This window comes from Caenibius tardaugens NBRC 16725, from assembly GCF_003860345.1.
GTDB lineage: Bacteria > Pseudomonadota > Alphaproteobacteria > Sphingomonadales > Sphingomonadaceae > Caenibius > Caenibius tardaugens.
In genome coordinates this window covers 2,688,587-2,713,861 of record NZ_CP034179.1, presented here as the reverse complement: position 1 = coordinate 2,713,861, position 25,275 = coordinate 2,688,587, and the positions used below count along the sequence as shown (strand labels likewise).

24 protein-coding genes and 1 tRNA gene are annotated in these 25,275 nt (G+C 63.4%); 17 read left to right on the top strand and 8 right to left on the bottom strand.

Going from position 1 to position 25,275, the window contains the following annotated elements:
• Positions 1-76 precede the first annotated feature (76 nt).
• The 3 genes from bfr to EGO55_RS12690 form a co-directional block, all read right to left on the bottom strand.
• Positions 77-556: a bacterioferritin gene (gene bfr / locus EGO55_RS12705; protein WP_021690277.1), complete on the bottom strand. Its 480-nt coding sequence runs from the start codon at positions 554-556 to the stop codon at positions 77-79.
• Positions 557-918: 362 nt separating this feature from the next.
• The gene (locus tag EGO55_RS12695; protein ID WP_021690276.1) at positions 919-2,268 is read right to left on the bottom strand and encodes a DUF418 domain-containing protein; all 1,350 of its coding nucleotides are present in this window, start codon (positions 2,266-2,268) and stop codon (positions 919-921) included.
• A gap of 57 nt (positions 2,269-2,325) precedes the next feature.
• Positions 2,326-3,504 carry an SPOR domain-containing protein gene (locus EGO55_RS12690; protein ID WP_040715917.1) on the bottom strand — a complete coding sequence of 393 codons (1,179 nt, stop codon included), beginning with the start codon at positions 3,502-3,504 and terminating at the stop codon, positions 2,326-2,328.
• A 226-nt stretch (positions 3,505-3,730) separates the two neighbouring features.
• On the opposite strand from EGO55_RS12690, the gene EGO55_RS12685 reads away from it, so the two are divergent.
• Genes EGO55_RS12685 through EGO55_RS12675 form a run of 3 tightly spaced genes read left to right on the top strand, consistent with a single transcriptional unit; the run spans position 3,731 to position 6,648 of the window.
• Entirely contained in the window at positions 3,731-4,450 is a 720-nt protein-coding gene (locus tag EGO55_RS12685) for a ParA family protein (protein WP_021690274.1), read from the top strand.
• 17 nt (positions 4,451-4,467) lie between these two features.
• Entirely contained in the window at positions 4,468-5,202 is a 735-nt protein-coding gene (locus EGO55_RS12680) for a hypothetical protein (protein ID WP_021690273.1), read from the top strand.
• A 30-nt stretch (positions 5,203-5,232) separates the two neighbouring features.
• Complete coding sequence (locus tag EGO55_RS12675; RefSeq protein WP_021690272.1) at positions 5,233-6,648, top strand: CDC27 family protein; 1,416 nt, start codon at positions 5,233-5,235, stop codon at positions 6,646-6,648.
• Positions 6,649-6,752: 104 nt separating this feature from the next.
• Here EGO55_RS12675 and EGO55_RS12670 read toward each other — a convergent pair whose 3' ends face one another.
• Entirely contained in the window at positions 6,753-7,982 is a 1,230-nt protein-coding gene (locus EGO55_RS12670) for a dihydroorotase (RefSeq protein ID WP_021690271.1), read from the bottom strand.
• Positions 7,979-9,025 (bottom strand): aspartate carbamoyltransferase catalytic subunit, encoded by a 1,047-nt coding sequence (locus EGO55_RS12665; RefSeq protein ID WP_021690270.1) that lies wholly within the window; start codon positions 9,023-9,025, stop codon positions 7,979-7,981. The genes EGO55_RS12670 and EGO55_RS12665 overlap by 4 nt, the downstream gene beginning before the upstream one ends.
• 206 nt (positions 9,026-9,231) lie before the next feature.
• Here EGO55_RS12665 and EGO55_RS21000 point away from each other — a divergent pair, with 206 nt between their 5' ends.
• From EGO55_RS21000 to EGO55_RS12645, 5 genes are all read left to right on the top strand, one after another.
• On the top strand, positions 9,232-9,663 hold the full coding sequence (locus EGO55_RS21000; RefSeq protein WP_210766526.1) for a Clp protease/crotonase-like domain-containing protein: 432 nt from the start codon (positions 9,232-9,234) through the stop codon (positions 9,661-9,663).
• Positions 9,594-11,114, top strand: coding sequence for a signal peptide peptidase SppA (sppA, locus tag EGO55_RS12660; RefSeq protein ID WP_210766525.1), 1,521 nt, complete (start codon positions 9,594-9,596; stop codon positions 11,112-11,114). Before EGO55_RS21000 ends, sppA begins: the two co-directional genes overlap by 70 nt.
• 62 nt (positions 11,115-11,176) lie before the next feature.
• Positions 11,177-11,251, top strand: a tRNA-Val gene (locus tag EGO55_RS12655).
• Between the two features lie 378 nt (positions 11,252-11,629).
• Complete coding sequence (locus tag EGO55_RS12650; protein WP_021690268.1) at positions 11,630-11,926, top strand: hypothetical protein; 297 nt, start codon at positions 11,630-11,632, stop codon at positions 11,924-11,926.
• A gap of 157 nt (positions 11,927-12,083) precedes the next feature.
• A complete protein-coding gene (locus tag EGO55_RS12645) occupies positions 12,084-12,608 on the top strand; it encodes a DUF1993 domain-containing protein (RefSeq protein ID WP_021690267.1) in 525 nt (174 codons plus the stop codon).
• Between the two features lie 57 nt (positions 12,609-12,665).
• Here the strand turns inward: EGO55_RS12645 and EGO55_RS12640 are convergent, their stop codons facing one another.
• The gene (locus tag EGO55_RS12640) at positions 12,666-13,520 is read right to left on the bottom strand and encodes an SDR family NAD(P)-dependent oxidoreductase (protein WP_021690266.1); all 855 of its coding nucleotides are present in this window, start codon (positions 13,518-13,520) and stop codon (positions 12,666-12,668) included.
• Positions 13,521-13,607: 87 nt separating this feature from the next.
• Positions 13,608-15,797: a TonB-dependent receptor gene (locus EGO55_RS12635; RefSeq protein ID WP_021690265.1), complete on the bottom strand. Its 2,190-nt coding sequence runs from the start codon at positions 15,795-15,797 to the stop codon at positions 13,608-13,610.
• 218 nt (positions 15,798-16,015) lie between these two features.
• Between EGO55_RS12635 and EGO55_RS12630 the strand changes: the two genes are divergently transcribed.
• From EGO55_RS12630 to EGO55_RS12600, 7 genes are all read left to right on the top strand, one after another.
• Positions 16,016-16,654, top strand: a complete 639-nt coding sequence (locus EGO55_RS12630; protein WP_124916786.1) for a TetR-like C-terminal domain-containing protein — start codon at positions 16,016-16,018, stop codon at positions 16,652-16,654.
• Positions 16,655-16,785: 131 nt separating this feature from the next.
• A complete protein-coding gene (locus tag EGO55_RS12625) occupies positions 16,786-17,190 on the top strand; it encodes a hypothetical protein (RefSeq protein ID WP_021690263.1) in 405 nt (134 codons plus the stop codon).
• Positions 17,191-17,322: 132 nt separating this feature from the next.
• Complete coding sequence (locus EGO55_RS12620) at positions 17,323-18,447, top strand: oxidoreductase (RefSeq protein ID WP_040715912.1); 1,125 nt, start codon at positions 17,323-17,325, stop codon at positions 18,445-18,447.
• 128 nt (positions 18,448-18,575) lie between these two features.
• Positions 18,576-19,856: a serine--tRNA ligase gene (serS, locus tag EGO55_RS12615; RefSeq protein ID WP_021690261.1), complete on the top strand. Its 1,281-nt coding sequence runs from the start codon at positions 18,576-18,578 to the stop codon at positions 19,854-19,856.
• Positions 19,856-20,620: a 5'/3'-nucleotidase SurE gene (surE, locus tag EGO55_RS12610; RefSeq protein WP_021690260.1), complete on the top strand. Its 765-nt coding sequence runs from the start codon at positions 19,856-19,858 to the stop codon at positions 20,618-20,620. The genes serS and surE overlap by 1 nt, the downstream gene beginning before the upstream one ends.
• Complete coding sequence (locus tag EGO55_RS12605; RefSeq protein ID WP_021690259.1) at positions 20,617-21,849, top strand: LysM peptidoglycan-binding domain-containing M23 family metallopeptidase; 1,233 nt, start codon at positions 20,617-20,619, stop codon at positions 21,847-21,849. The genes surE and EGO55_RS12605 overlap by 4 nt, the downstream gene beginning before the upstream one ends.
• Positions 21,846-22,898, top strand: a complete 1,053-nt coding sequence (locus EGO55_RS12600; protein ID WP_021690258.1) for a potassium channel family protein — start codon at positions 21,846-21,848, stop codon at positions 22,896-22,898. Before EGO55_RS12605 ends, EGO55_RS12600 begins: the two co-directional genes overlap by 4 nt.
• Here the strand turns inward: EGO55_RS12600 and EGO55_RS12595 are convergent.
• Entirely contained in the window at positions 22,895-23,305 is a 411-nt protein-coding gene (locus tag EGO55_RS12595) for a DUF1761 domain-containing protein (protein ID WP_021690257.1), read from the bottom strand. The genes EGO55_RS12600 and EGO55_RS12595 overlap by 4 nt on opposite strands.
• Before the next feature lie 65 nt (positions 23,306-23,370).
• Between EGO55_RS12595 and rimO the strand changes: the two genes are divergently transcribed.
• Together rimO and EGO55_RS12585 are read left to right on the top strand one after the other, a co-directional pair.
• Complete coding sequence (rimO, locus tag EGO55_RS12590) at positions 23,371-24,735, top strand: 30S ribosomal protein S12 methylthiotransferase RimO (protein WP_040715676.1); 1,365 nt, start codon at positions 23,371-23,373, stop codon at positions 24,733-24,735.
• Positions 24,735-25,151 (top strand): secondary thiamine-phosphate synthase enzyme YjbQ, encoded by a 417-nt coding sequence (locus EGO55_RS12585; protein WP_021690255.1) that lies wholly within the window; start codon positions 24,735-24,737, stop codon positions 25,149-25,151. The genes rimO and EGO55_RS12585 overlap by 1 nt, the downstream gene beginning before the upstream one ends.
• The last annotated feature ends 124 nt before the right edge of the window (positions 25,152-25,275 follow it).

Here is a 25,275-nt window from a genome sequence, read left to right as displayed (position 1 = left end):
GACAGCGACAGCGACACCGGAACGAAAAAGGGGGCCCGAAAGCCCCCTTCCCCACAGCCACAAGGCCACGCGCCGGTTATTCGCCGGCGGGTTCGCTGTGCAGTTGGACGTAGTTTTGCAGGCCCATGCGTTCGATCATGTCGAACTGGGTTTCGAGGAAATCGACGTGTTCTTCCTCGCTTTCCAGAATGCGTTCGAAGATTTCGCGGCTGATATAGTCGCGCACGGTTTCGCAATAGGCAATGGCATCGCGCAGCAAGGGCAGCGCCTCCATTTCGAGCGCGAGATCGGCCTTGAGGATTTCCTCAACCGTTTCGCCCACTTTCAACCGGTTGATCGCCTGGAAGTTGGGCAGGCCATCGAGAAACAGCACGCGTTCCGCCAGCGCATCGGCATGCTTCATTTCATCGATCGATTCGTGCCGTTCGTATTCGGCGAGCTTGTTCACACCCCAGTGTTTCAGCGTGCGGTAATGCAGCCAGTACTGATTGATCGCGGTGAGCTCGTTGGTCAGAGCCTTGTTCAGGAACTCGATGACCTTGGGGTCGCCCTTCATTTTTGCCTCGTATTGTAGCGGAATGTTCGCCGCGCATTATGCGCTGCAACCGCTGCAATGACAAGACTGGCAGCCCAAAAACCTAGGATTTCCTAGGCTTTGCGAATGTTTGTCAGAATCACCGCCCCTATGCCGGGCAGGTGGCGAATTCCCGTTCGTCTTCCAGAATTGCTTCTGCGTCGTCGATGCAACAGCAACAGTCGGGCACTTTGCCCATGGATGCGTAAACGCTCTGCGCATTGCCCGGACAACGGCGCGCTGCGGTGCGCAATTCACACTCCCGGATCGCATTGCAAATGCAGATATACAAGGCACTACTCCCGTGACTCGCTACTCCTGCAATCTAATGCGAATAGGTTGCATTAACAAGGGCGATTTTCATCCATTCGTCGCAAAGGGAATATGCGGCCATACGTCAGGCAGCGCCATGCCCATTCCAGCGGACCAAAGGCGAATCGGTTCAGCCAGGGGCGCGACCAGACCAGCATCACCACACATCCGGCCAGCACCGGCACCATCAGTTCGGTGCGCCCCAGAACGCCGTAGAGACCAAGGCCCCAGCCCTGAAACAGCACAGCCATGACCAGCGACGTGCCGATGTAATTGCTGAACGCCATGCGCCCTGCCGCCACGAAACACTGGCCCAGCCAACCGCCCGCCACTCGCGGGGCAAGCCAGACCAGCACCGCCGCCATGCCCAGCACCATCGGCAAACGGGCAGCCTGCGCCGGGCCGAGAACGACAACGAATGTGAGATAGAGCGGATCGTCCGCCCGCATGAGCCATAGTGCCAGCGGCCAGGTCAGTATCAGGCCCAACACCACGCCCGCCACGCCCCAGCCCAGCAGGCGATGCCCGGTGGCCGCGCTGAACAGTCCCGCACGGTAAAGGCCGATGCCGATCAACATGGTCGGAAAGCTTTCCAGCAGGGCCATGAACGCGCCCCACGCCGGGCCAGAGGCATGCTCGATAAGATTATTGGCGACGATGCCGGGCCACGATCCGCGCATGATCTGCGTTTCATGGGCCGCATTGGCCATTTCCGCCCCGAGAACGGCCCAGTAATTGTCGTCCGCCGCCCGTGAGGCAATGCATCGCGCCACATCGGCGCAGGCCGCCAGCGCCGCCCCTTCTTCCGGCAACAGGGCGATATAGGGCCAGATCGCGAAGGCTCCGCCCAGCAGATAGAGCCCGCATCCTGTCCAGATCGCCGGGGCCGCCGCAATGCGATGCGCCCCCACCATGAGCACGACCAGCCCGCAGACCGCATAGGAAAACAGGATATCGCCCCGGAACAGAAAGAAATAATGTGCCAGTCCGAAGGCCGCCAGCCACAGCAGGCGCCGGGTCTGCAGCTCCGGCCCCTTTGCATCGACGAACAGCAGCATGCTGGCCCCGAACAGCAGGGCGAACAGGCCGCGCATCTTGCCGTCGATCAGCAGGAACTGCACCAGCCAGACCAGCCGGTCGGTGCTGTCCATCGGCACAGTCAGCGCATAGGGCCAGACCGAGGCGATCATCGGCTGCCCGAAGGCCACGATATTGGCGTAAAGGATGCCGAGCACAGCGACACCCCGCATGAAATCCAGCGTTACGAGACGTTGTGAACCCGCTCCCGTCTGTTCGTCGCTGGCCCGTTCGTCGCTGGCCTGTTCGTCGCTGGCCTGTTCATTGCCAGCCCGTTCATCGCCTGTCTGTTCCGTTTCCGCCAAGGCATCCCCGCACGATTCGCCATCAGGCTGCGGTGATGCGGTGGCGGCGGTGCCCCGTCAACGCGTGACGAGGCAGGTCTGCCCACTCCGCTTCAATGCGGCGCAGGCGGTATCGGCATCGCCACGGGTGGCATAGCCACCGGCCAGCAGCCGCGTAAGATTGCCCGAGGGCAGCAGATACTTCTTCTTGCCCGCCAGCACGCCCCTGCCGCCGATTTTCTTCCAGAGCTGGTCGGCATTACCCGATACGGCGAAGGCGCCAAGCTGCAGCCGCCATGGCCCATCGGCGGACAACGTGGCCGGTTTCTGGGCGGCAGGTTTCGGCGCCGCTGTTTTGACGGCCGGTTTTGGCGCCGGCTGCACCAACGCGGGGTTCGCGGCGGGCGCGGGCGGCGTCACAACCTGTGGTGGTTCGACAGCAACGGGCGCGGCCACGGCGACTTGCGGCCGGGCATAGTCTGCCCCTGCCACAGCGGGGCTTTCCGTCCCGCTGACCTGCGCGGCTGCGGCCACAGCGGTGGCGGCGGGGGTGGGCGTCGGAACGGGCGGGGTAACGACCACGGCCGCGCTTTGCACCGGCCGATCCGGTGCAGCCGCAGGCACAGGTTTGCCCGTGCCCGCCGACTGGAGATCGACGCTGGCCAACTGTTGCGCGCGCAAGGCGTCGGCCTGCGTCTGCATGCTGACTGCCAGCGCCGCCCCTTCCTGCCGCTGTTCCAGCGGGATGAAACGATCCATTTCCGCAATCGCGTGGGTTGCCTGCGGGAGATTCTGCCCATTGGCAAGCGTCACCAGCGCATAGGCGCGGACCCAGTCCTTCGCCATCAGGTCGCCGTTGAAATGCGCGATTCCCAGCAGATACTGCGCGCGCGGATCGCCGCGATCGGCAGCCGCGCTGATATAGGGCATGGCCTGGGTCCGCTGACCCTGCTGAAACAGCAGCAGCCCGTAATTGTCGGCTGCCAGCGGATGCCCGGCTGCGGCGGCAGTGGCATAGAGCTGCTGCGCCTTGGCCATATCCTGCCCGACGCCGCGCCCCAGCCGGTAAGCCTGGCCCAGATTGTACTGCGCATCGGCGTTGCCGCGCGCGGCTTCTTTTTCCCATTGGGCCACGGCCTTGGCATAGTCGCCCCGGCTCCACGCCTCGACCCCGTCGCGCACATCGGCAAGCGCGGGTGTGCCTGCCAGCAGCGCGGCAAGCAGCGCGAATCGGGTAACTCTTTGCGTGATAACCATGGGTTGCGTGACCTGTTCAAATCCGATCTTTACCAAACCTCTATAGTGAACAAGGCGTTAGCAAAGTCTTTCCAAGCGGACCATGGCGGCGATTTTCCCCGCGGAAATCCCGGGCCCCGCAACATGCCTCACGCAAAATTAACCTAAAATTAGGGTCGATCTGCGAACCAAATGACGATTGCCGGAGCATTGTGGTCTTCGGACGGGGAAGCATAGGGGGTTGGCCTTGCGCGTATTGGCATTGGCTTCGCAAAAAGGGGGATCGGGTAAAACAACCCTGTCCGGCCATCTGGCGGTTCAGGCGCAGCGCGCCGGGGCCGGTCCGGTCGTCTTGATCGATATCGATCCGCAAGGTTCGCTTGCCGATTGGTGGAACGAACGCGAAGCCGAATATCCGGCTTTCGCCCAGACCACGGTCGCACGGCTTGCCGCCGATCTTGTCACTTTGCGCCAGCAGGGTTTCAAGCTGGCGGTTATCGATACGCCGCCAGCGATTACCATGGCGATCCAGTCGGTTATTTCCGTGGCCGAACTGATCGTGGTGCCCACCCGCCCCAGCCCGCACGATCTGCGCGCTGTCGGGGCCACTGTCGATCTCTGCGAACGCGCGGGCAAGCCGCTGATCTTCGTAGTGAACGCCGCAACACCCAAGGCCCGGATCACGTCGGAAGCCGCCGTCGCCCTGTCGCAACACGGCACGGTCGCCCCGGTCACGCTGCATCATCGCACCGATTATGCCGCATCGATGATCGACGGGCGCACAGTCATGGAAGTCGATCCGCAGAGCCGCTCCGCCCAGGAAGTGGAGGCGCTGTGGACTTACGTGGCCGACCGTCTCGAGAAAAATTTCCGACGCACTGTCTTCGCCGCACCGAACAGCGTCTCGATGATGCCCGGTGTTCATCGCCCGAACGGTGGTTTCGGCCGCCGTATCGCACAATCGTGAACGGAGGGACGGGGGCCATGAGCGAACCCAAGCCACTCGCTTCCCTGAACAGCAGCCTACTCGCCCGGAAGGGCGGCGCACGGCCGGCGATGCGCTCGCAGCACATCCAGCCGTATATGCCGCTGGGTGTGGACGACGCGGACGATCCCAACCGCCTGGAGGATCTCGGCTGGAACGACATGGGCGACCATGCCGTGCAAGCCCATACCGAAACGCTGCAGCTCACACCGGCGCCGATCAATCCGGAAACCGCCGCGGAAGCCCGCGCGGAAGACGAACTGGCCGCTGCGCAACTGGCGCAGCATGCCCATCGCGGTGCTGTCGGCATGATTGGCGACGATCCGTCGGCGCTGGAATCCGCACGGGAAGAAGCGCCGGCCAAGCCGCAGGTGGTTCTCCAGCAGGAAGAAATCGCCGTCCGCATGGATGCGTCCTACGAAGCGGATCCGGAACACGAAGAGCTGCCATCCTGGGCAGAAGAGACGGACAAGAACGAGACTGCGTCCGAAGCCGTCCTTCAGATCAAGCAGCCCCGGCGCGGCAAGGCACGCAGCCGCCGTTCTGCCCTGAACGACGGCCGCCGTGCGGCCTTCACCTTGCGGCTTGATGCGGAACGTCATCTGAAACTGCGGCTGGCCTGCACCGTGCGCAACAGCAGCGCACAGCAGATCGTCACCGAAGCACTGGATGAATTCATCGACTCCATGGCCGAGATCAATCTGCTCGCGGCCCAGGTCAAACGGCAGCACTGAGCTGCCCAGACTGCGGAAGGGAAACCTGCCATGACCCGTACAAACAACAGCACCCGGATGATCGGCCTGACACTGGCCGCCGTACTGGCCAGCACCGCGCTGACCGCGTGCAGCACAGCCAACGCGCCCAAATCGCGCATTTCGGCAAGCCAGGCGGAAACCGCGATTGCCAAGGGCGACAGCGACAAGGCTGTCAGTCTGGCGGAACGCGCGGTGATGTCCGATCCCAACAATGCCGAATACCGGGCGCTGCTGGGTTCCGCCTATCTCAAGGCCGGGCGTTTCTTCTCCGCCGCAACATCGTTCGATGATGCGGTGGCATTGGGCGACACATCGGCGCGCACCGCGCTGAGCCTTGCCCTTGCACAGATCGGCGCGAACCAGCCTTACGAGGCGGTAGCCGTGCTGGATGCACACCAGAATGCCATTCCGGCAGCCGATCTGGGCCTTGCCTATGCGCTAGCCGGCGATCCGCAACGCGGGGTCGGCCTGCTGACCGATGCCCTGCGCAATGGCGAAAACACGCCCAAGGTCCGCCAAAATCTGGCCTATGCCTACGCACTTTCGGGCGAATGGCGGCAGGCCCGCCTGATGGCCGCATTCGACGTTCCGGGCGAACAACTGGGCGATCGCATGGCGCAATGGGCCGCCACGATCCATCCCGAAGCTGCGCAACAGCGTGTGGCGGCACTGCTGGATGCACCCGTGCTGAAAAAGGACAGCGGCGTTCCGGCCGGGCTGGCCCGTATCAACGGCACGCCTGAACAACTGGCCGCCGCACCCGTCCCTGCCGCAGCAGCATGGCCCACGGCCCCCGCCCCTGCGCAGGAACTGCCCGCGCTGGGCGCGCCGCAACCCATGCCGCAGATCGCAGCTGCGACGCCTGCCTCGACACCTACCCCAGCGCTGGAACCTGCCTCGACTGCCGTTGCAGAACCTGCCGTCACGCTGGCTTCGGCTGAGCCGAACAGCTTCGAAGCGGCCTTCGGCGCCGCCGCGCCGCGCGGTGTCAGCGCATCCGCACTGATTGCCGATACCGTGCGCTTCATTTCCGAACCCACGGTACAGCAGTTGCCCGTCCGCTATGGCTTTGCCAATCCGACCCGCCCCGCACCGGTCGCCAAGGCCCCGGCGCTGGCCGCGTCCAGAGGCACGGGCATGGCACCTTCCGCGCGCAATGGCGATCATCTGGTACAGTTGGGATCGTTCCTGTCGGAAAGCGAAGCCCGCCAGGCATGGGGTGTTTTCACCAAACGCAACAGCGCCCTCGGGCAGTATCGCCTGAAGATCACGCAAGCCAATATCAAGGGCAAGCATTACTGGCGCGTGGCCGCAGCCGGCTTCAACAAGGCCGATGCCCGCGCGATGTGCGCCACCATCAGCGCCAAGGGCCAGGGCTGCCTGGTCTATGACAAGGACAACCCGCTGCCCGGCGCGGTCGGCTGAGCGGGGCAAGGATTTTACCCATTAATGCCATGGGGGAGGAAGAGCGGCAGCCGCAAGGTTGCCGCTCTCTTCCTATGCGGCGCGGGGCACGCGATGCGCGGGCTTCAGCCCACGCGCACTCCGCCCTTATACAGCGCGGTCACCCGCCCCTGCACCGGCTGCCCGTCAAACGGGGTATTGCCCGCACTGGCGGCCATCCGGTCTGACGAGATGATCCACGGCTTGTCAGGATCGACCAGCGCGATATCCGCTTCCATATCCTGAGCGAGCCGCCCGGCCGACACACCCAGCAACCGGGCGGGATTGCCCGCCACCAGCGCAAAGGCGCGCGGCATATCGATCACCCCATCGCGCACCAGCGACAGCACCATGGCCAACAGGCTTTCCGCCCCGGCCATGCCCGGTTCGGCATCGGCAAACGGCAGGCGCTTGTCTTCCGGCCCGCGCGGATCATGGCCCGATGCAATCACATCGATCGTGCCATCGGCAATCGCCGCGATCACCGCCCGCCGGTCGCTTTCCTGCCGCAAGGGCGGGGAAAGACGGGTAAAGGTGGCAAACTTCGCCGTCGCCAGATCGGACAGCATATAATGTGCCGGGGTCACCCCTGCGGTCACCGCCACGCCGCGCGCCTTGGCTGCGCGCACCAGATCGAGCGCGGCCTGCGTCGTCACTTGCCGCAGATGCAGCCGGGCGCCCGCGATTTCGGCCAGTGCGATATCGCGCGCCACGGCCAGCGCCTCGGCTTGCGCCGGGGCGCTTGGCAGGCCCAGCCGGGTGGCGACATCGCCCGCAGTGGCCACGGCATTGCCGGTCAGCCCGGCATCTTCGGCATGGCTGACAACCACCATGTCGAGCATCGCCGCATAGCGCAGCAGGCGCAGCATGATCCCCGAATCCGCGATCCAGCGGCGCCCGGTGGCGATCCCGCGCGCACCGGCATCGCGCATCAGCGCCACTTCAGCCAGTTCGTTGCCTTCCAGTCCGCGCGTGGCCGCTGCCAGCGGATGCACCCAGAAATCGGGCTTGCCGCTATAGGCCAGGAACTGCACGCGCGCCGGATGGTCCAGCGGCGGCGCCTGATCGGGCATTAACGCCGCACGGGTGATCCCGCCGAAATGGAATGCGGGCTTGTCCACCGCGAAGACACCCAGATCGACCAGACCCGGGGCCACCAGCTGGCCGCGCGCGTCGATCACCTCATCGCCATCATGCGGGCTGAACTGGCCCACTTCCACGATCCTGCCATCCACCGCGCGCAAGGCGCCGGTGCGGACTTCGCCCGGCAGAACAAGCTGCCCGCCGGTAATCGTCAGGGGACGTTGCTGTTTCATGCCCCGATTCCCCCGTTCATCGCCTGTGCTTCACCCCAGCCATCAACGCCGCGCGTGCGCCGGGTCAGCACATCGAGACAGGCCATGCGGATCGCCACGCCCATTTCCACCTGCCGGGTAATCAGGCTGGTGCCTTCGAGATCGGCCACATCGCTGTCGATTTCCACCCCGCGGTTCATCGGCCCGGGGTGCATGACCAGCGCATCGGGCGCACAACGGCGCAGGCGTTCGGTCGTCAGCCCGTAAAGATGGCGATATTCGCGCGGCGAAGGAATGAACTGGCCCTGCATCCGCTCGTTCTGCAAGCGCAGCATCATCACCACATCGGTCCCGGCCAGCGCGGCATCGAAATGGTGGAACACGTCCACGCCCATCGCCTCGATCGCATCGGGCATCAGCGCGGGCGGCGCGCAGACGCGCACTTTCGCTCCGAGAGAGGACAGGCACAGGATATTCGAACGCGCGACACGGCTGTGCAGGATATCGCCGCAGATCGTCACGGTCATGCCGTTGAATTCCTCGCTCTGCCCCCGTTCGCGCAAGGCGTGGCGGATCGTCAACGCATCGAGCAGTGCCTGCGTGGGATGTTCATGCTGCCCGTCCCCGGCATTGAGCACGGGGCAATCGACCTGATCGGCAATCAGCGCCACCGCGCCCGAACTGGCATGGCGGATAACAATGGCATCGGCGCGCATGGCGTTCAGCGTCACCGCCGTGTCGATCAGCGTTTCGCCCTTCTTGATGCTCGACTGGGCCGCCTGCATGTTGACAACGTCCGCCCCCAGACGCTTGCCTGCGATTTCGAAACTCAGCAGGGTGCGTGTGGAATTCTCGAAGAAGGCGTTGATGATCGTCAGCCCGGCCAGCACTTCGGAATGCTTGGCCGAACGGCGGTTCAGTTCCACCCACTGTTCTGCCTCGTCGAGCAGGAACAGCACTTCATGGGTATCGAGGCCCGCAATGCCCAACAGGCTGCGATGCGGGAAGGCGAGGCCACCTGCCGGATATTGGCCTCGGGCGGGGGTATATGGCGGCGATGTCATTAAAGCTGGGCCTTTAGTCAAATGTGCCGGGTCGCTCAAGTGATTCAGGCAGGCTTTCCCCCGCTTTGCCACCGCATAGCCGACGCAAGCCCTTTGCGGTGGACTCTTTGCTGTGGCAAGGGCGTGGCACAGGCTTTATCAGGGTCGATCAGGGCACGTCCGAGACGGCATTCGCCGCAACAGGGGCCACGGGAGCATAACCGGTCATGAGTTTCGCGGGCAAGGTTTGGCGATTGCTGGTCGGGGTCAAGGATGCGCTGGCCCTGCTGTTCCTGCTGCTGTTCTTCATCGGGCTCTATGCCGTGCTGACCACGCGCCCCAGCCCCGGGCAGGTGCGCGGCGGCGCGCTGCTGCTCGAACTCGATGGCACGGTGGTCGAAGAAGCCTCGCAGACCGATCCGTTGCAGGTGCTCCTGTCGCAGGAAATGCCCACGCGCGAATATCAGGCCCGCGATCTTGTGCGCGCGATCGACAACGCGGCAACCGACGATCGCATCCGCGCGGTCGTGCTCGATCTGTCACGCTTTCTCGGCGGGGGCAGGCGCATCTGGCGGAAATCGGCGCAGCGATGGATCGCGTCCGCGCCACGAAAAAACCCGTTCTCGCCTTTTCCAGCGCCTATGTGGACGATGGCATGATGCTGGCGGCCCACGCCAGCGAAGTCTGGGTCGATCCGCTTGGCGGCGCGGTCGTGGCGGGCCCGGGCGGGGATCGGCTCTATTTTGCCGGGCTGCTCGAACGGCTGAAGGTCAACGCGCATATCTTCCGTGTCGGCACCTACAAGTCGGCGATCGAACCCTACATGCGCAGCGACATGTCGCCCGAAGCGCGCGAAGATGCCGGTGCGCTCTATTCCGCGCTGTGGGAAGAATGGAAGGCCGACGTCAAGAAAGCCCGGCCCGCCGCCGATCTGGCGCTGGTCACCGGCCAGCCCGCCGCATGGCTGGCCGCCGCGCGCGGCGATGCCGCGCAGGCCGCCAAACAGGCCGGTCTGGTCGATCATGTCGGCGACCGGGTGGCATTCGGCAACCGGGTGGCGAAACTGGTCGGCAAGGACGACTGGAGCGAAAACCCCGGCAGCTTCCTCCATACCGAACTCGACCCATGGCTGGCGGCGAACAAGCCCGGCAAATCCGGCAAGGCCATCGGTGTGGTGACCATTGCCGGTGAAATCGTGGATGGCGATGCCGGGCCCGGGCAGGCAGGCGGCGATCGCATCGCCGAACTGCTCGACGATGCCTTGCAGGATAATCTGGCGGGTCTGGTGGTGCGGGTCGATTCGCCCGGCGGCTCGGTCACCGCGTCGGAAGAAATCCGCCGCGCCATCCTGCGGCACAAGGCGCGGAAAATCCCGGTCGTCGTCTCCATGGGCAATGTCGCAGCCAGCGGGGGCTACTGGGTATCCACCCCGGCCGACCGCATATTCGCTGCCCCTGAAACCATCACCGGATCGATCGGTATTTTCGCTGTAGTTCCCACGTTCGAAAACGCACTGGGCAACTGGGGCGTCACCACCGACGGGGTGAAGACCACGCCGCTTTCGGGCCAACCCGATCTCGCCGCCGGGCTGACCCCGGAAACGCAGGACATGATCCAGAGCGTGATCGAAAACGGCTATGCCCGCTTCCTCACGCTGGTTTCGAAATCGCGCGGCAAGACACCGGCACAAGTCAACGAAATCGCGCAAGGCCGGGTCTGGGCAGGCGGGCCGGCACGCCAGATCGGTCTGGTGGACCAGTTCGGCGGCATGGACGATGCGCTGGCATGGGCCGCGCAGAAAGCCGGGCTCAAGCAGGGCGAATGGCACGCCAAGTATCTCGGCACCAGCCCGGATGCCTATCATTCGCTGCTGCAAATGCTGGTCGGCAACAGCGAAACCGATATCCGCGCCCCCGCGCATGACATGGTGGCCCTGCTCACCGTGCAGCAGGCCGGGCTGACCCGCCGCCTGACATCCGATCTGGAACGCCTGCTCGGCGCGCGCGGGGCGGAAGCCTACTGCCTGTCGTGCCCACGCCAGCCACAAGGCACGGTTTCCCGCACGGATTCCGGGGTGTTGCGCAACCTTGCGCTATTGATGCGCGATTGAGGCTTGTGAATCACCGCGCCCCATGGCAAAGGCCCGCCCCTGCCCGGCAGATTGCCGCAGGCGGGCGCGTAGCTCAGTGGTAGAGCACACCCTTCACACGGGTGGGGTCGCAAGTTCAATCCTTGCCGCGCCCACCATTCTTTTGAATGGTTTTCAGTGGGTTGAATGAGAACCCAAGGCCTCGAAGATCGATAATCCCGCAGAGTGCTTGGAGGCCAGCCATCAAAATCGGCTTGGGCGGCGCTCTCCTCCTTCTCGCGGCAGCGGCTCCTCTCACCTGCGTCGTTCGAGGTAATTGCCCTGCCAACCCGCCGCTAGGCAAGTGGTGGCCTCGTGAGGGCGACAGAGAGCGAATAGTAAAGAAAGCAGCGGAAGAGCTATCGACGGCAGAAGAATGAGTGCGTCGTGACTAGACGCCCGCTCTCCCCCAACTTTTCTGCAAAACGGGCGCTTTCACCTGTATGGGTTGACCACCCGCTGGACGCCGCCGCACACCATGGTAGACCAGCGCGATCATGGCCGCCGTTCCCTTACCGATCCTGTTCGCACTCGCTGTGGTGTTCGTGTGTCGGCTGACCTTGCAAATCTGCTATGGCACGCGGGCCTCCCCGCGCTGGGCGATCATGGCGGAACTGGTGCTTAGCCTCGCCTTCGCCGCGCTGTTCGGTGTGAGCGCATGGTATATGATCGCGGGGGAACGCTGGCTACCGGGATGCCTGTTCGCTCTCTTTACGCTTTACTATGCCGCCAGCGCGCTGCGTCCCTTCCGCTGGCTCCTGGAACAGTCACGCGGGCCTCGCGGTCTGCACTGATTTTGATTCCAACGCACCGGTCGAGACCGATGAACGCATATGCGGCATAGACGTCGCGGGCGCGGAGTGTGCAAAATCGCCACCATGGGGCAAATTGGTTCTCATTGCCTCACATAGTAAAAGCGGCCTCTGAGAACGGGAGAGAAAGGGATAATCGATGTCCGTCTCATTCTATGATCTGAGCGTTCCGACATTCCTGCAAACCGTGAGGGCTCTACGCGGGGTGCTGGATCGCGCGGTGGAGCATTGCGCACAAACGGGGCGCAGTCCCGATGACTTTGTCAAAATGCGCTTGATCGATGACATGATGCCTTTTCACTTCCAGATCGAGGGAGCGTATCACCATCCGCTGTTGGGGCTCGAGGCCGCGCGAACGGGCGCTATCACGCCGCCAGCGCTGGCCGGGCCCGTCCCTTTTCGGGAGCTGCAAGCGATGATGGCGAAGGCGCAGAGCGCGCTGGAAGCATTGGTGCCCGACGAGGTCAACAGCTGGGCGGGCAAGCATCTGGATTTGCAGATAGGCCCCCGCAAGCTCGCCTTTACGTCCGAAATGTTCATTCTGTCGTTCTCGATGCCGAACTTCTATTTCCACGTTGTCACGGCCTACGACATTCTACGCATGCAAGGCGTTCCGATCGGCAAGCGCGACTATGAAGGGCAATTGCGCACAAGGCCGATCTGACCGCCATGCGTGGTGCACAAACGAATTTCTGCAACCCGGTGGGCCGCGTCCACCGGGTCAATCGATGATCAGGTCATCATATTTGAACGGGCCGCCGACCACGGGGCGGAGGGAATCCGGGCTGTTGCCATCAAGGTCCAGCACCCCGTATTCGCGGGCCTGTTCCGCGCCGATCACCGTGCGACCCGAGAGGGCCATGATGTCCGGATCGCTGTGCATGGCCGCGATGAGGCGGCCGGTGAAGTCCGGCGTTTCCATATAGGGCAGCAGGAAATCGAACTGGCCCGGCTTTTCGGCCATGGACGCAGCGGAGCGCGCGGTCTTGAGGAGGCCCATCCAGATGCTGACGGAAGCGACGCCGAAGGGGCGCAGTTCCACCGCCATGTCGGCCGCCATCTTGTCTGTTCCCGCCTTTTGCGCGCCATAGGCCGGGCCGTGCGCATAATTGACCGCGCCGGGGGCGGAGGTAAATATCAGCAGGCTACCCGGTTTGGCGACCAGCAGCGGGGCCGCCGCATGGGCCGCGATATAGCTCGAACGCAGGCCAACGGTAATAATGTCCGCCATCCCGACCGGGCGGGTCCAGAACGGGCTTTTTTCAATCAGGTCGCTGCTGACTGCCGCCGCATTGTTGACCAGGATGTCTAGCCGCCCTTCATCCCGTTCAACCGTGGCGAACAGGTCGCGCACGGCTTCGTCGTCGGCATGGTCACAGGCGAACGCGATGCCGCGCCCCCCGGCCGCCGTCACCTGCGCCGCCGTTTCATGGATGGTTCCGCCCAGCGGGGAGGCATCCGGGGTCTGGCTGCGTCCGGTAACATAGACGGTATAACCTGCCGCCCCCAATGCCCGTGCGATGCCTTGCCCGGCACCGCGGCTTGCCCCTGTCACAACGGCCACACCTTTGTTCATACCCATATCCTTTTGCGGCCAGACCTGCCGCTCTTCCCAAATCTTACGAAACCCGCACGGCCATGAAAGCCGTGCTGATCCCATCGTTCACCAGTTGACCGTAAACGTCGCATCCACGGTGCGCGGTGTGCCCGGCCGTCCACTGATTGCCGCAGTATAGCTGGCAGTAGAGAGAACGTAGTTCTTGTCGAGCAGATTGCGCCCGACCAGCGCAAGGCCATAACGCCCGTCATCGCTGGTCCAGCCAATGCGTGCGTTAAGCAGGCCGTAGGCTTTCTGTTGTTCAAGATAGCCTGTAACCGCGCCGACACCGTTATTGGCGGGGCTGAAGTACAGGTCATCCTGCCATTTGTAATCGGCCCCGATGTAGCTGTTGCCGCCTGCCAGGGGGAATTCATACTGCGCCCCCACGGTGAAGGCCCATTCGGGTGCGTTGTTGAGCCGTTTCCCTGTGGCATCGAACGCACCGAAAGCCGCGGTGTAGGCGCCGGTATACTGCCGGTACTTCGCATCGAGATAGGCCAGCGTTCCCGAAAGGGTCAGCCCCTGCGCAGGCCGGGCCTGCATTTCGAGTTCCACACCATAGGTCCGCGCGGAAGCGGCATTCTGCGTCACTGCGTAAGAGGGCGGCACGAACAGGGTGACCTGCAGATCATCATAGTCGTACCGGAAACCGGTCAGCGCAATGTCGAGCTTGCGATCGAGCAGCGAGGTCTTTGCCCCCACTTCATAGGACCACAGCAATTCCGGGGCAAAGCCGCGCTCCGCATTGGTCCGGTCGGTTGAACCCATGTCGTACCCGCCGCTCTTGAACCCGCGCGTGACCGAAGCGTAAATCAGGGTTTTGGCATCGGGCCGGAAATTGATCCCGAATTTGGGCGTCCAGGCATCATAGGTTTCCGACGCGTTGACCGTGAAAGGATCGTAGAAGTACGGCGCGCCGATGGCCGGTGCCGCCAGCGCCGTATCGAAATCGGGCGATGCCGATGCCGTCCAGAGGAACCGGCCATTCAGCTTCTTGCGTTCGCGCGTGTAACGCACCCCTGCCACAAGCGAGAACTGCGGTGTCACATCGTATTCGGCCTGGCCGTAAAATGCGATGGAACTGGTGCGGATTTCGGGAAGCCGGAAATTGCTGGCGCCTGCCGGAAAGAGCGAAAAGCGCAGCGGCTCTTTCACCTTTTCATGGAAATAGAACAGGCCTGCGAACAGGGTGAGATTGTCGAACTTGCCGGTCAGCGAGAAGTCTTCGCTATACTGTTCCTGCCGCAGGTTGACTGTGGACCGCCCGATATCGATCGCGCTCGCATCGGAATCGTAATCCAGATCGCCATGCAGCTGGCGCCAGGATGACAGCGATTTCAGCGTTACCGTGTCAGACAGGGGATAGCTCAGTTCCAGGGAAACACCGCCACCCGACTGCTTCTGGCGGTTATGGCGGTTCAGCGAAACCTTGTCGAAATCGCCCAGCACCGCGTCGTCGGTTGCCAGACCCGTCGGGCCGAGCAATTTGGAATAGCCGACAAGCCGGCCTTTCTGGTGGGTATAGTCACCGCGCAGAATGGCCTCACCCGCGCCGAGCGGGGCAACGATCTGCCCCCGGATGCCGAAATTGCTGTCCCGCCCTATATCGCCGCCTGTGGAGACATTGTCGAAATAATCACCATTGTGGCGGTACTGAACGGCAAGACCCGCGGCAATGCCGCCGCCCAATCCGCCACTGACATAGGCTGCGCCCGATGCCGTACCGTATGTCCCTGCACCCACCTGAACGCGGGCCTGGAAGCTATCCGTCGGCTTGCGGGTGATAACGTTGATCGTACCGCCCACGGAGTTGCGACCATAGAGCGTGCCCTGCGGCCCGCGCAGGACCTCGATCCGTTCGACATCCAGAAAACTGGAAAAATAGCCCAGCGTCCGGCCTAGATAGACCCCGTCAAGATGCACGGTCGAACTGGGATCGGTTCCGGCGAACGGATCGTTGGAGCCGACCCCGCGGATGAAGATCTGCGCGTACCCGGCAAAGTCAGCAATCTGCAGATTGGGCGTATAATCGGTCAGCCCGCGGATGTCGTTCACCCCGCGCTGGTCGAGCTGTTCGGCAGAGAGTGCGGTGATGGCGATCGGGGTGTCGCTGAGACGGGATTCGCCCGTCCGTGATGCCGTGACGACGATTTCCGACTGCCCATGTTCATCCTGCGCCATGGCCTGAGCAGAACCAACGCAGATCGCGAGGACGCTGGTTGCAAGCCGGTATCCACAGAAATTGAACGACATGATCTTCCTCCCTATCAGGTACGCATCCGTACCCCACATGAAATGATAAATTTCATGCTCATGATTCGAATGTATTGCGTTTCCGATAAATAGGTACTCATGAGTACACAAATGAATTTTTTATCCTTTTATGGAATGGTCTTCAGGGGATGTGCTTTGTTGACCCGCAACCATCGGACAATTACCCATGCGACATTGATCTTCGGGGATGAGATGGTTTGAGCGGGAATTTGCCAGAGGAGAGCCCCAGGCGGCGCGGACGGCGGCGCAGTCCGGAAGCCGAGCGTGCGATACTCGATCAGGCGATGCTGATCCTGCTCCAGTTTGGCCTGCAGGGCTTCACGCTGGATCGTGTGGCGGCGGCGGCATCGGTCAGCAAGGCAACGATTTATCGCCGCTGGCGCTCGCGTGAGGAAGTGGTCATTGCCGCATTGGGCGCGATTCCGCCGATCACGGCTGAAATCAGGGGCGACGTGATCGAAAGTCTGACCGGCGTCATTCAGCAATTCGTGGATCTGGTCAAAAATACGCCCGGGCAACGCGAGGCCCAGACCAGAATGGTCACGATGATGCCATCTCTGGTGGCCCAGTGCGCCGACAATCCCGCCCTGATGGAAGCCCTGCACACCTATATCGAGCAACGAAAGGCCCCGGTGCGAGAAATCCTCGATCACGCCATTGCGAACGGGGAAATTACGCCACCGCAAAACGTCGATCTGCTGATCGATGCGATCATGGGGCCGATTGTCTTGCGACTGTTTCTGGGCGGCGGCGATGTCAGCGAAGGCGCCACCCGCGATTTGATCCGCCTTGTGGTGCAGGGTGCCAACACCCTCCCTAGCCTGACAGGAGAGTGACGGCCTGACTATGGAATTACGGAAACCGGGCGCGTTGCCGACCGACAGTCAGAGGGTTGATCGGCACTATTCGCGGGACGTTATCGATTGTCTGTCCGGTATGCGATCTGGTGACCTATTGGGGAGCAGCTATGCAAAATCACCTGTTTGGATGGACGAGAGCGGCAATCGCCAGCTTTGCCTTCATGGCAACGGCGGCGCACGCGATGGACGGACCGACCCAGTGTCTCAACAAAGCCGCTGAAACGCGCTGCGATGCGGGGCAATGCGTTACCGCCACCGACGGCTTCACCCCTGCCCAACTGTCTCTCGCACCCGAGGCGGTGGAACTGTGCGCCTACTCGGGCTGCTGGCAGGGCCGGGTCAGCTTCATGCACACCCAGGACCAGTTCACATATATCACGGCGACGCTGCTCGACACGCCACATGCCCAAGCCCCGGCGGACGTTCTCAACATCCTGTACAACAGCAAGGGCGGTTACGCGCTGGCGAACTTCGCCGATTTTGCGCTCACCATGGAATGTGCAGCGCACTGACAACCCCGTGCAAAAAGGTAGGTTGGTTCGCATGTTGCAGCACATCACCGCCTGACCCGATCGCCAAAGGTGCGCGGTTTGTGCCAATTGTGGCCGCTGGAGCCGCGCCGGGGTTTGCCCTATGACGCGGGCATGACCGATCCTCTTTTTACACCGCTGACCGTGCGTTCGATGCATTTGCCCAACCGGGTTGTCATGGCCCCGATGGGTCAGGGCAAGGCGCCCGGCGGGATGCCCGATCCCGGTTATGCCGATTATTTCGCCCGCCGTGCGCAGGGCGGGGTTGGCCTGATCGTTTCCGGGGCCACCGCCATCGATCACCCGGCCGCCCCGCTGGACGAAAACGAGCCGCATTTCCATGGCCCCGCGCTGGCCGAATGGGCGCGCGCGGTGGCGGCGGTCCATGCGGCGGGCGGACGGATCATGCCGCAACTGGCCCATGCCGGATTGCAGGGACTGGCGCCGGTGACCCCGCCGTGGTCGGGCATCGGGCCATCGGCCGTGTGGATGCCCGCCGCGGCACTGGGGCAGCCGGCGGATACGGGCCGTATCGAAGGCGCGCCGATGACGCTGGCCGATATCGATGCGGTGATCGCCGCTTTCGCGCAAGCGGCCACCGATGCCGCGCGGATCGGTTTCGATGGGATCGAGATTCACGGCGCGCACGGGTTTCTGATCGACCAGTTCCTGTGGCATCACACCAACCGCAGGACCGATCATTATGGACAGGAACGGGCCCGGTTCGCTGCGGAAATCGTGGCCGCATGCCGTGCGGCGGTGGGGCCGGACTTGCCGATCAGCTTCCGCATATCCCAATTCAAGATGACCGATTATGCCGCGCGGCTGGCGGATAGCCCGCAAGAACTGGAAACCCTGATCCGCCCGCTGGTGGACGCGGGCGTCGATCTGTTCGACTGTTCGCTGCGCCGGTTCTGGCGCGCCGAATTCGATGGCAGTGCGATGAATCTGGCAGGCTGGATCAAGCAGGTCGGCGGCCGCCCGACGATTGCCGGCGGCGGCATCGGCCTCGCCAAAACCGCGATGGAATATGGCGAGGAAGGCATTTACGCGACTGTGGCCGAATCCTCGCTGGCGCATCTGGATGATGTGCGTGAACGCATCGTGCGGGGCGAATTCGATCTGATTGCGCTGGGCCGTTCGATCCTGGGCGATGCCGCCTGGGCCGCGAAAGTGCGCGATGGCGCGCATGACACGCTACAGCCCTATCGCCCGGAGCTGCTGATCGGCCTGAACTGATCGGCCTGAACGGACTGACTTTGAACGGACGGGGCAACCGCAAGGCTGCCGCTTGCGCAAAAATCCTGACAGCTTCGATGCGGAGGATTCTTGCGCAGGTCACGCCGAGCGGCCATAGCACGCGGGCTATGCATGATCTCCGTTTCATCCGTGAAAATCCCGACGCTTTCGATACCGGCCTCGCCCGGCGCGGCGTCGATCCTGTCGCCGCCACTGTACTGGAGCTGGACCGCACGCGCCGCGATGCCGCCACCCGGATGCAGGAATCGCAAAGCCGCCGCAACGATGCCTCCAAACTGATCGGGCAAGCCATGGCGCAGGGCGACAAGGACAAGGCCGAAGCGCTGAAAGCCGAAGTCGCCGACCTGAAGACCACCCTCCCCGCGCTGGAGGAGGAAGAACGCACCGCCACCGCGCAGTTGAACGACCTGCTGGCGCGCCTGCCCAACCTGCCGCACGACGATGTCCCCCCGGGCGAGGACGAGGCCGCCAATGTGGAAGTGGCCCGCTGGGGCACGCCGCGCACATTCGCGTTCAGCCCCCGCGAACATGCCGATATCGGCCCCGCGCTGGGGTTGGATTTCGAAACTGGCGCCGCGATTTCGGGCGCGCGCTTCACTTTCCTGAAAGGCCAGATGGCCCGCCTGCAACGCGCGCTGGGCCAGTTCATGCTGGACCGGCAGACGGGCGAAAACGGCTATATGGAATGCGCGGTGCCGCTGCTGGTGCGCGATGAAGCCGTGTTCGGCACCGGGCAATTGCCGAAATTCGCCGAAGACCTGTTCCAGACCACCGATGGCCGCTGGCTGATCCCCACGGCCGAAGTCTCCCTCACCAATGCGGTGCGCGAACAGATGCTGGGCGCGATGGACCAGCCGCTGCGGATGACTGCGCTGACCCCCTGTTTCCGCAGCGAAGCGGGCGCGGCCGGGCGCGATACGCGCGGCTATATCCGCCAGCACCAGTTCGAAAAAGTGGAACTGGTCACCGTGTGCCGCCCCGATCAATGGCAGGCGGAACACGATCATATGGTCCGTTCGGCACAGGGCGTTCTCGAAGCACTGGACCTGCCCTATCGCATCATGCTGCTCTGCGCTGGCGATATGGGCGCCACCGCGAAGAAGACCTTCGATCTGGAGGTCTGGCTGCCGGGGCAAGGCGCCTATCGCGAGATTTCGTCGATCAGCTGGTGCGGCGACTATCAGGCCCGCCGGATGAACGCGCGCTATCGCCCCGAAGGGGAGAAGCGGACGGAATTTCTCCATACTCTCAATGGTTCGGGCCTTGCCGTCGGGCGGACTCTGGTCGCCATTCTGGAAAATTACCAGAATGAGGACGGCTCGATTGACGTGCCCGCCGCTTTGGTGCCCTATACGGGCGGGATCACCAAGCTGGAGCCTGCCGCCTGATGCGTATCCTGCTGACCAATGATGACGGGATTCACGCCAGCGGGCTGCGCGTGCTGGAAGGCATCGCCCGCCAGTTCAGCGACGATATCTGGGTCTGCGCCCCTTCGGAAGAACAGTCGGGCGCGGGGCATTCGCTGTCGCTGACCCGCCCGGTCCGCCTGCGCCGCCACGGCGACCAACGCTTTTCCGTCACCGGCACACCCACCGATTCGGTGATGCTGGCGCTGAATCAGGTGCTGGAATCGCCGCCCGACCTGATCCTGTCGGGGGTCAACCGCGGTGCCAATCTGGGCGATGACGTGACGTATTCGGGCACGGTATCGGCCGCCATCGAAGGCACGCTGGCTGGGGTCCGTTCGATCGCGCTGAGCCAAGTCTACGCGCGCGAAGGCATGGGCGATACCGTGCCCTTCGCCGCCGCGGAGGCATGGGGCGCAAAAGTGATCGAACCCCTGATTGCCGCACCGTTTGCCGAACGCACACTGGTCAACATCAATTTTCCGCCCTTGCCCGCCGAAGAGGTGAAGGGCATCCGCGTGGTGCGGCAGGGATTCCACGATTACGCCCGCACGAGCGTGGTCGAAGGGACCGATCCGCGCGGCTACCCCTATTACTGGTTCGGGTTGCACGGGATCGAACGCACCCCGACCCACGACACCGATCTGGAAGCGATCGCCGATGGCTATGTGTCAGTCACGCCGCTGATGCTGGACCTGACGCACGATGCCTCGATGCGCGATCTGGCCGGGAGATACGCCTCGTGAAGCGCGCCATTATGGGCGCTGCGGCGCTGCTGCTCGTGGCCGCATCCCCCGCACAGGAAACCCGGCACACGGTGAAAGACGGCGAAACCCTGAACGGCATCGCCAATCGCGCCGGGGTTTCCGCCAGTGCGATCGTCAAGGCCAACGGGCTAAAAGAACCCTATGTCGTGCGCAGCGGGCAGGTTCTGAAAATTCCCCGCGACGGGGCGAAACCGAAACCCGCCGCCTCGACAGGCAGCGGCGGAGGCAGCAGCGCGGCGGCATCGAAAGGCTTTCACGTGGTGAAGGACGGCGAAACGCTGAACGGCATCGCCAACCGCGCCGGGGTGACACCGGCCGCGATTATCAAGGCCAACAATCTCAAAGCCCCCGCCTATGCGGTGCGGCTGGGCCAGAAGCTGATCATTCCCGGCAAGGGCGGCGGCGCCACGGCACAGGCCGCTGCCAAAACGGACAACGCCAAACCGGCTGGCGCCAGCAAGGCGGAAACGCCGATCCGCATGGGTGAAACGCATATCGTCCAGCCCGGTGAAACCTTGAACGGCATTGCCAACCGCGCCGGCATTCCCAAGACGGTGCTGGCCGATGCCAACGGGATCGGCGAACCCTATGTCGTCAAGACCGGCCAGAAACTGCGCATCCCGCGCCAGCGCGTGCACGTGGTGGCCAGTGGCGACACCGCATCGGAAATCGCCGAGAAATACGGCGTATCCTATGATGCGATCCGCACGGCAAACGGCTTGCCCAGCGGTTCATCGCCGAAAGCGGGGCAACGGCTGGTGATCCCGGCCACGGTGGCCCGTTCTGCCCCCGCAATTCCCGCAGCCCCCGCAGCCTCCGCCGCGCCTTCCATCGATGGCAGCTTCCGCTGGCCGCTGATTGGCAAGATCGTCAAACGCTTCGACCTGCAGGCGCCGGGTTCGGGCCATCGCGGGATCGATATTGATGCCAGTGTCGGGCAGGCCGTGATGGCCGCCAAGGGTGGCACGGTGATCTACGCCGCCGAAGAACCGATCCGTTACGGCAAGATGATCGTCGTGGAACACGAAGGCCAATGGTACAGCGCCTATGCCCACCTTTCCTCTATAGCCGTGACCAAAGGCGAAAGCGTGAAAGTGGGCGAAGTGATCGGCTATGCCGGGTCCACCGGCGATGCGCCACAGCCCCAGTTGCACTTCGAACTGCGGCAGGCCAACCGGCCGGTCGACCCCCTGACCAAGCTGCCGTGAAGACCTTCGTCGCCCGCGTGCGGCGGTTCCAGCCGCTTCGCCGGGCGGTGAAACTGTCCGTATGGGGCGATATCGGCCTGCGTCTCGGCGCGGCGCTGGCGCTCGTCTTCTTCGTGGTGATCGTACACTACATGGATCGCGATGGCCTGGTCGACAATCACGACGGGCATATCAGCTTCCTTGATGTGGTCTATTTCACCATGATCTCGATCACCACGACGGGATTTGGCGATATCGCCCCGGTAAGCGATCGTTCGCGCCTGATCGAAGCGGTGATTGTCACCCCAATCCGGTTTGCGGTGATCTTCATTTTCGTGGGCACGGCCTACAATTTCATTATCAAGCGCAGCTGGGAGAAATGGCGCATGGCCCGCATCCAGGAACAGCTTTCCGGCCATATTGTCGTGCTGGGCTTCGGCATCAGCGGTTCGGAAGCCGTCAGCGAACTGATCGAACGCGGCACCGATCCGCGCACGATCGTGGTTATCGATCCGCTGGAATCCCGGCTGACAGAGGCCGAGGCGATGGGCTGCAACATCATGGCCGGTGATGCCACCCGCGATGAAACCTTGATCGCGGTTCGGGTCGCGAATGCCAAAACCGTGCTGGTTTCCGCCGGGCGGGACGATACCTCGATCCTGATCGTGCTGACCGTGCGGCACCTTGCCCGGCGCGTGCCGATCAGCGTGGTGGTGCGGGCGGACGATAACGAACTGCTCGCCCGGCAGGCCGGGGCTGACAATGTGATCAACCCGGTGCGCTTTACCGGCCTGTTGCTCGCCGGATCGGCGCAGGGATCGCATGTCGCGGATTATCTTGGCGATCTGGCATCGGTGGCTGGCGGCGTGCAACTGGTCGAACGCCCGGTGCAGCCGGAAGAAATCGGCCGCGCCCTGTCCGCGTTACAAAACGATCGCCTTGGCGTGCGGATTTACCGGCAGGGCAAACCCTATGGATACTGGGAACCGGAAGCGCAGGCCTTGATGCCCGGCGATATGATTGTCGAAATTCTCCATTCGGAGAAAGAACATATGCCGGAAAAAGCCTAACCCAGCAGCCAGAACACCAGCCCCATGGCGAGATAGGCCGCCAGCCAGTACCCGCCGTCGATCATCCCGAGGCGCGTGGACAGGCGCTGGTGCATATAGCTGAGCGACAGCGCCGGGATCACGAAGAACAGCGCCAGCCCGCCCGACATCATGAAATAGAGCCACGGCTTCATCGCCAGCGTTTCCACGCCGACCCGTGCGAACATGTGGCCCATCATGGCCGCTGTCAGCAGCAGCAGGATCACAGTCGTCAACCCGGTGCGTCCGGTGCTGGTGCGCGATGCCATGCGGCCCGGCCCCACTTCCTCCAGCTTGGCCCGGCCGAACAGCGGCCCATACCACAGCCCCGCCACAACCAACGCGGCCAGCGCCGCGACAGCTACGGCAATCCAGTTGACGGGACCCATCGCAATTCTCCATATTTGCACAACAGTAGCGCTGACGGCTCAAGGCGTGTAGAGGCGCGCGCGCAATGGCTACCACAATCCCTCAAGCACGCCGAGTCGGCATGGTCAGCCTCGGCTGTCCGAAAGCTCTGGTCGACTCCGAACGCATCCTGACAAAATTGCGCGCGGATGGCTATGCCATGTCGGCCGATTATGATGGCGCCGATGTGGTGTTGGTCAACACCTGCGGGTTCCTCGATTCCGCCAAGGAAGAAAGCCTTGCCGCAATTGGCGAGGCGATTGCCGAAAACGGCCGCGTGATCGTGACCGGCTGCATGGGCAACGAAGCCGAGGTGATCCGCGAACGGTTCCCCGAAGTGCTCGCCATCACCGGGGCGCACCAGTACGAAGCCGTGGTCGAGGCCGTGCACGAGGCTGCGCCGCCCACGCAGGGGCCGTTTGTCGACCTGATCCCCCAGATGGACGTGAAGCTCACGCCCCGACATTACAGCTATCTGAAGATTTCCGAAGGCTGCAACCATGCCTGCGCCTTCTGCATCATCCCGCAATTGCGTGGAAAACTGGCCAGCCGCCGGATCGATGCGGTGCTGCGCGAAGCGGAAAAGCTGGTCGCCGCGGGCACGCAGGAACTGCTTGTCATCAGCCAGGACACCAGCGCCTATGGCGTGGACGTGCGTCATGAAGAACGCATGTGGAAAGACCATCCGGTCCGCACCCATATGACCGATCTTGCCCGCGAACTGGGCCAGTTGCGCACCGCGCAGGGCAATGCGCCCTGGGTGCGACTGCACTATGTCTATCCTTATCCGCATGTTGATGCGGTGATCCCGCTGATGGCCGAAGGGCTGATTACGCCCTATCTCGACATTCCCTTCCAGCATGCCGCGCCCTCGGTGTTGCGCGCGATGAAACGCCCTGCAAACGAGGCGAAAGTGCTCGAACGGCTGAAGGCATGGCGCGAGATCTGCCCCGATATCGCCATCCGGTCGAGCTTCGTGGTCGGTTTTCCCGGCGAGACGGAAGCGGATTTCCAGTACCTGCTCGACTGGCTTGATGAAGCGCAGCTCGACCGGGTGGGTGCGTTCCGCTTCGAACCGGTCGAAGGCGCAGCCGCGAACGATCTGCCCGGCGCCGTGCCAGAAGCGGTCAAGGAAGAACGCTACGCCCGGATCATGGAAAAGACCGAAGCGATCAGCGCGGCCAAGCTGGCGGCCAAAGTCGGCCGCACGATCCCGGTAATCATCGACGAGGTCGGTGAACCCGACGAAGACGGCGATATCGGCGCCACCGGCCGCAGCCAGGCCGATGCCCCGGAAATCGACGGTGCGGTCTATCTGCGCGATGCCCCCGCCGATCTGCAGCCGGGCGATATCATCGATGTCGTGATCGAGGATGCGGACGCGCACGATCTGTTCGGAGCCCCGGCCTGATGCGGCAGGACGCGGTGGTGCTGGATTTTCGAACCAGCGGCCGCGATTTGCTGGAAATCACCGGGGATGTCCGCCGCTGGGTGGCCGAAACGGGCATTGGCACGGGTGTGCTGACGCTGTTCTGCCAGCACACCTCAGCATCGCTGCTGATCAACGAAAACGCCGCCTCTGCCGTCCGCCACGATCTGCTGCGCTGGCTCGACCGGATCGCCCCCGAACATGCGGGCTATGCCCATGACGATGAAGGGCCGGATGATATGCCCGCCCATATCAAGGCACTGCTCACCGGAAACAGCCTCACCATCCCGGTCGCGCAGGGGCAGCCCATGCTGGGCACCTGGCAGGGGATCTATCTGGCGGAACATCGCGCCCGCCCGCATCGTCGCTCGATCGCTCTCCATGTGATCGGGGAATAGCGCACCACCGAAAGTCGGGGGTTGCACAGTTGCCCCCACAGGTGCAGCTTGGCGTTTTATTGCATTGCAGCAAATGCTATGCTGTTCCTGCAATTGCGAAAACGCACGTTCTGGCAAGGAGAAC

Excerpts from the sequence above, each read along its gene's own strand:
- sppA (WP_210766525.1), top strand. The coding sequence starts at position 9,594 with ATGGATCGCGTCCGCGCCACGAAAAAACCCGTTCTCGCCTTTTCCAGC.
- surE (WP_021690260.1), top strand. The coding sequence starts at position 19,856 with ATGCGTATCCTGCTGACCAATGATGACGGGATTCACGCCAGCGGGCTG.
- serS (WP_021690261.1), top strand. The coding sequence starts at position 18,576 with ATGCATGATCTCCGTTTCATCCGTGAAAATCCCGACGCTTTCGATACC.
- EGO55_RS12585 (WP_021690255.1), top strand. The coding sequence starts at position 24,735 with ATGCGGCAGGACGCGGTGGTGCTGGATTTTCGAACCAGCGGCCGCGAT.
- EGO55_RS12620 (WP_040715912.1), top strand. The coding sequence starts at position 17,323 with ATGACCGATCCTCTTTTTACACCGCTGACCGTGCGTTCGATGCATTTG.
- EGO55_RS12595 (WP_021690257.1), bottom strand. The coding sequence starts at position 23,305 with ATGGGTCCCGTCAACTGGATTGCCGTAGCTGTCGCGGCGCTGGCCGCG.
- EGO55_RS21000 (WP_210766526.1), top strand. The coding sequence starts at position 9,232 with ATGAGTTTCGCGGGCAAGGTTTGGCGATTGCTGGTCGGGGTCAAGGAT.
- rimO (WP_040715676.1), top strand. The coding sequence starts at position 23,371 with ATGGCTACCACAATCCCTCAAGCACGCCGAGTCGGCATGGTCAGCCTC.
- bfr (WP_021690277.1), bottom strand. The coding sequence starts at position 556 with ATGAAGGGCGACCCCAAGGTCATCGAGTTCCTGAACAAGGCTCTGACC.
- EGO55_RS12625 (WP_021690263.1), top strand. The coding sequence starts at position 16,786 with ATGCAAAATCACCTGTTTGGATGGACGAGAGCGGCAATCGCCAGCTTT.
- EGO55_RS12675 (WP_021690272.1), top strand. The coding sequence starts at position 5,233 with ATGACCCGTACAAACAACAGCACCCGGATGATCGGCCTGACACTGGCC.
- EGO55_RS12690 (WP_040715917.1), bottom strand. The coding sequence starts at position 3,504 with ATGGTTATCACGCAAAGAGTTACCCGATTCGCGCTGCTTGCCGCGCTG.
- EGO55_RS12670 (WP_021690271.1), bottom strand. The coding sequence starts at position 7,982 with ATGAAACAGCAACGTCCCCTGACGATTACCGGCGGGCAGCTTGTTCTG.
- EGO55_RS12640 (WP_021690266.1), bottom strand. The coding sequence starts at position 13,520 with ATGAACAAAGGTGTGGCCGTTGTGACAGGGGCAAGCCGCGGTGCCGGG.
- EGO55_RS12665 (WP_021690270.1), bottom strand. The coding sequence starts at position 9,025 with ATGACATCGCCGCCATATACCCCCGCCCGAGGCCAATATCCGGCAGGT.
- EGO55_RS12635 (WP_021690265.1), bottom strand. The coding sequence starts at position 15,797 with ATGTCGTTCAATTTCTGTGGATACCGGCTTGCAACCAGCGTCCTCGCG.
- EGO55_RS12680 (WP_021690273.1), top strand. The coding sequence starts at position 4,468 with ATGAGCGAACCCAAGCCACTCGCTTCCCTGAACAGCAGCCTACTCGCC.
- EGO55_RS12645 (WP_021690267.1), top strand. The coding sequence starts at position 12,084 with ATGTCCGTCTCATTCTATGATCTGAGCGTTCCGACATTCCTGCAAACC.
- EGO55_RS12650 (WP_021690268.1), top strand. The coding sequence starts at position 11,630 with ATGGCCGCCGTTCCCTTACCGATCCTGTTCGCACTCGCTGTGGTGTTC.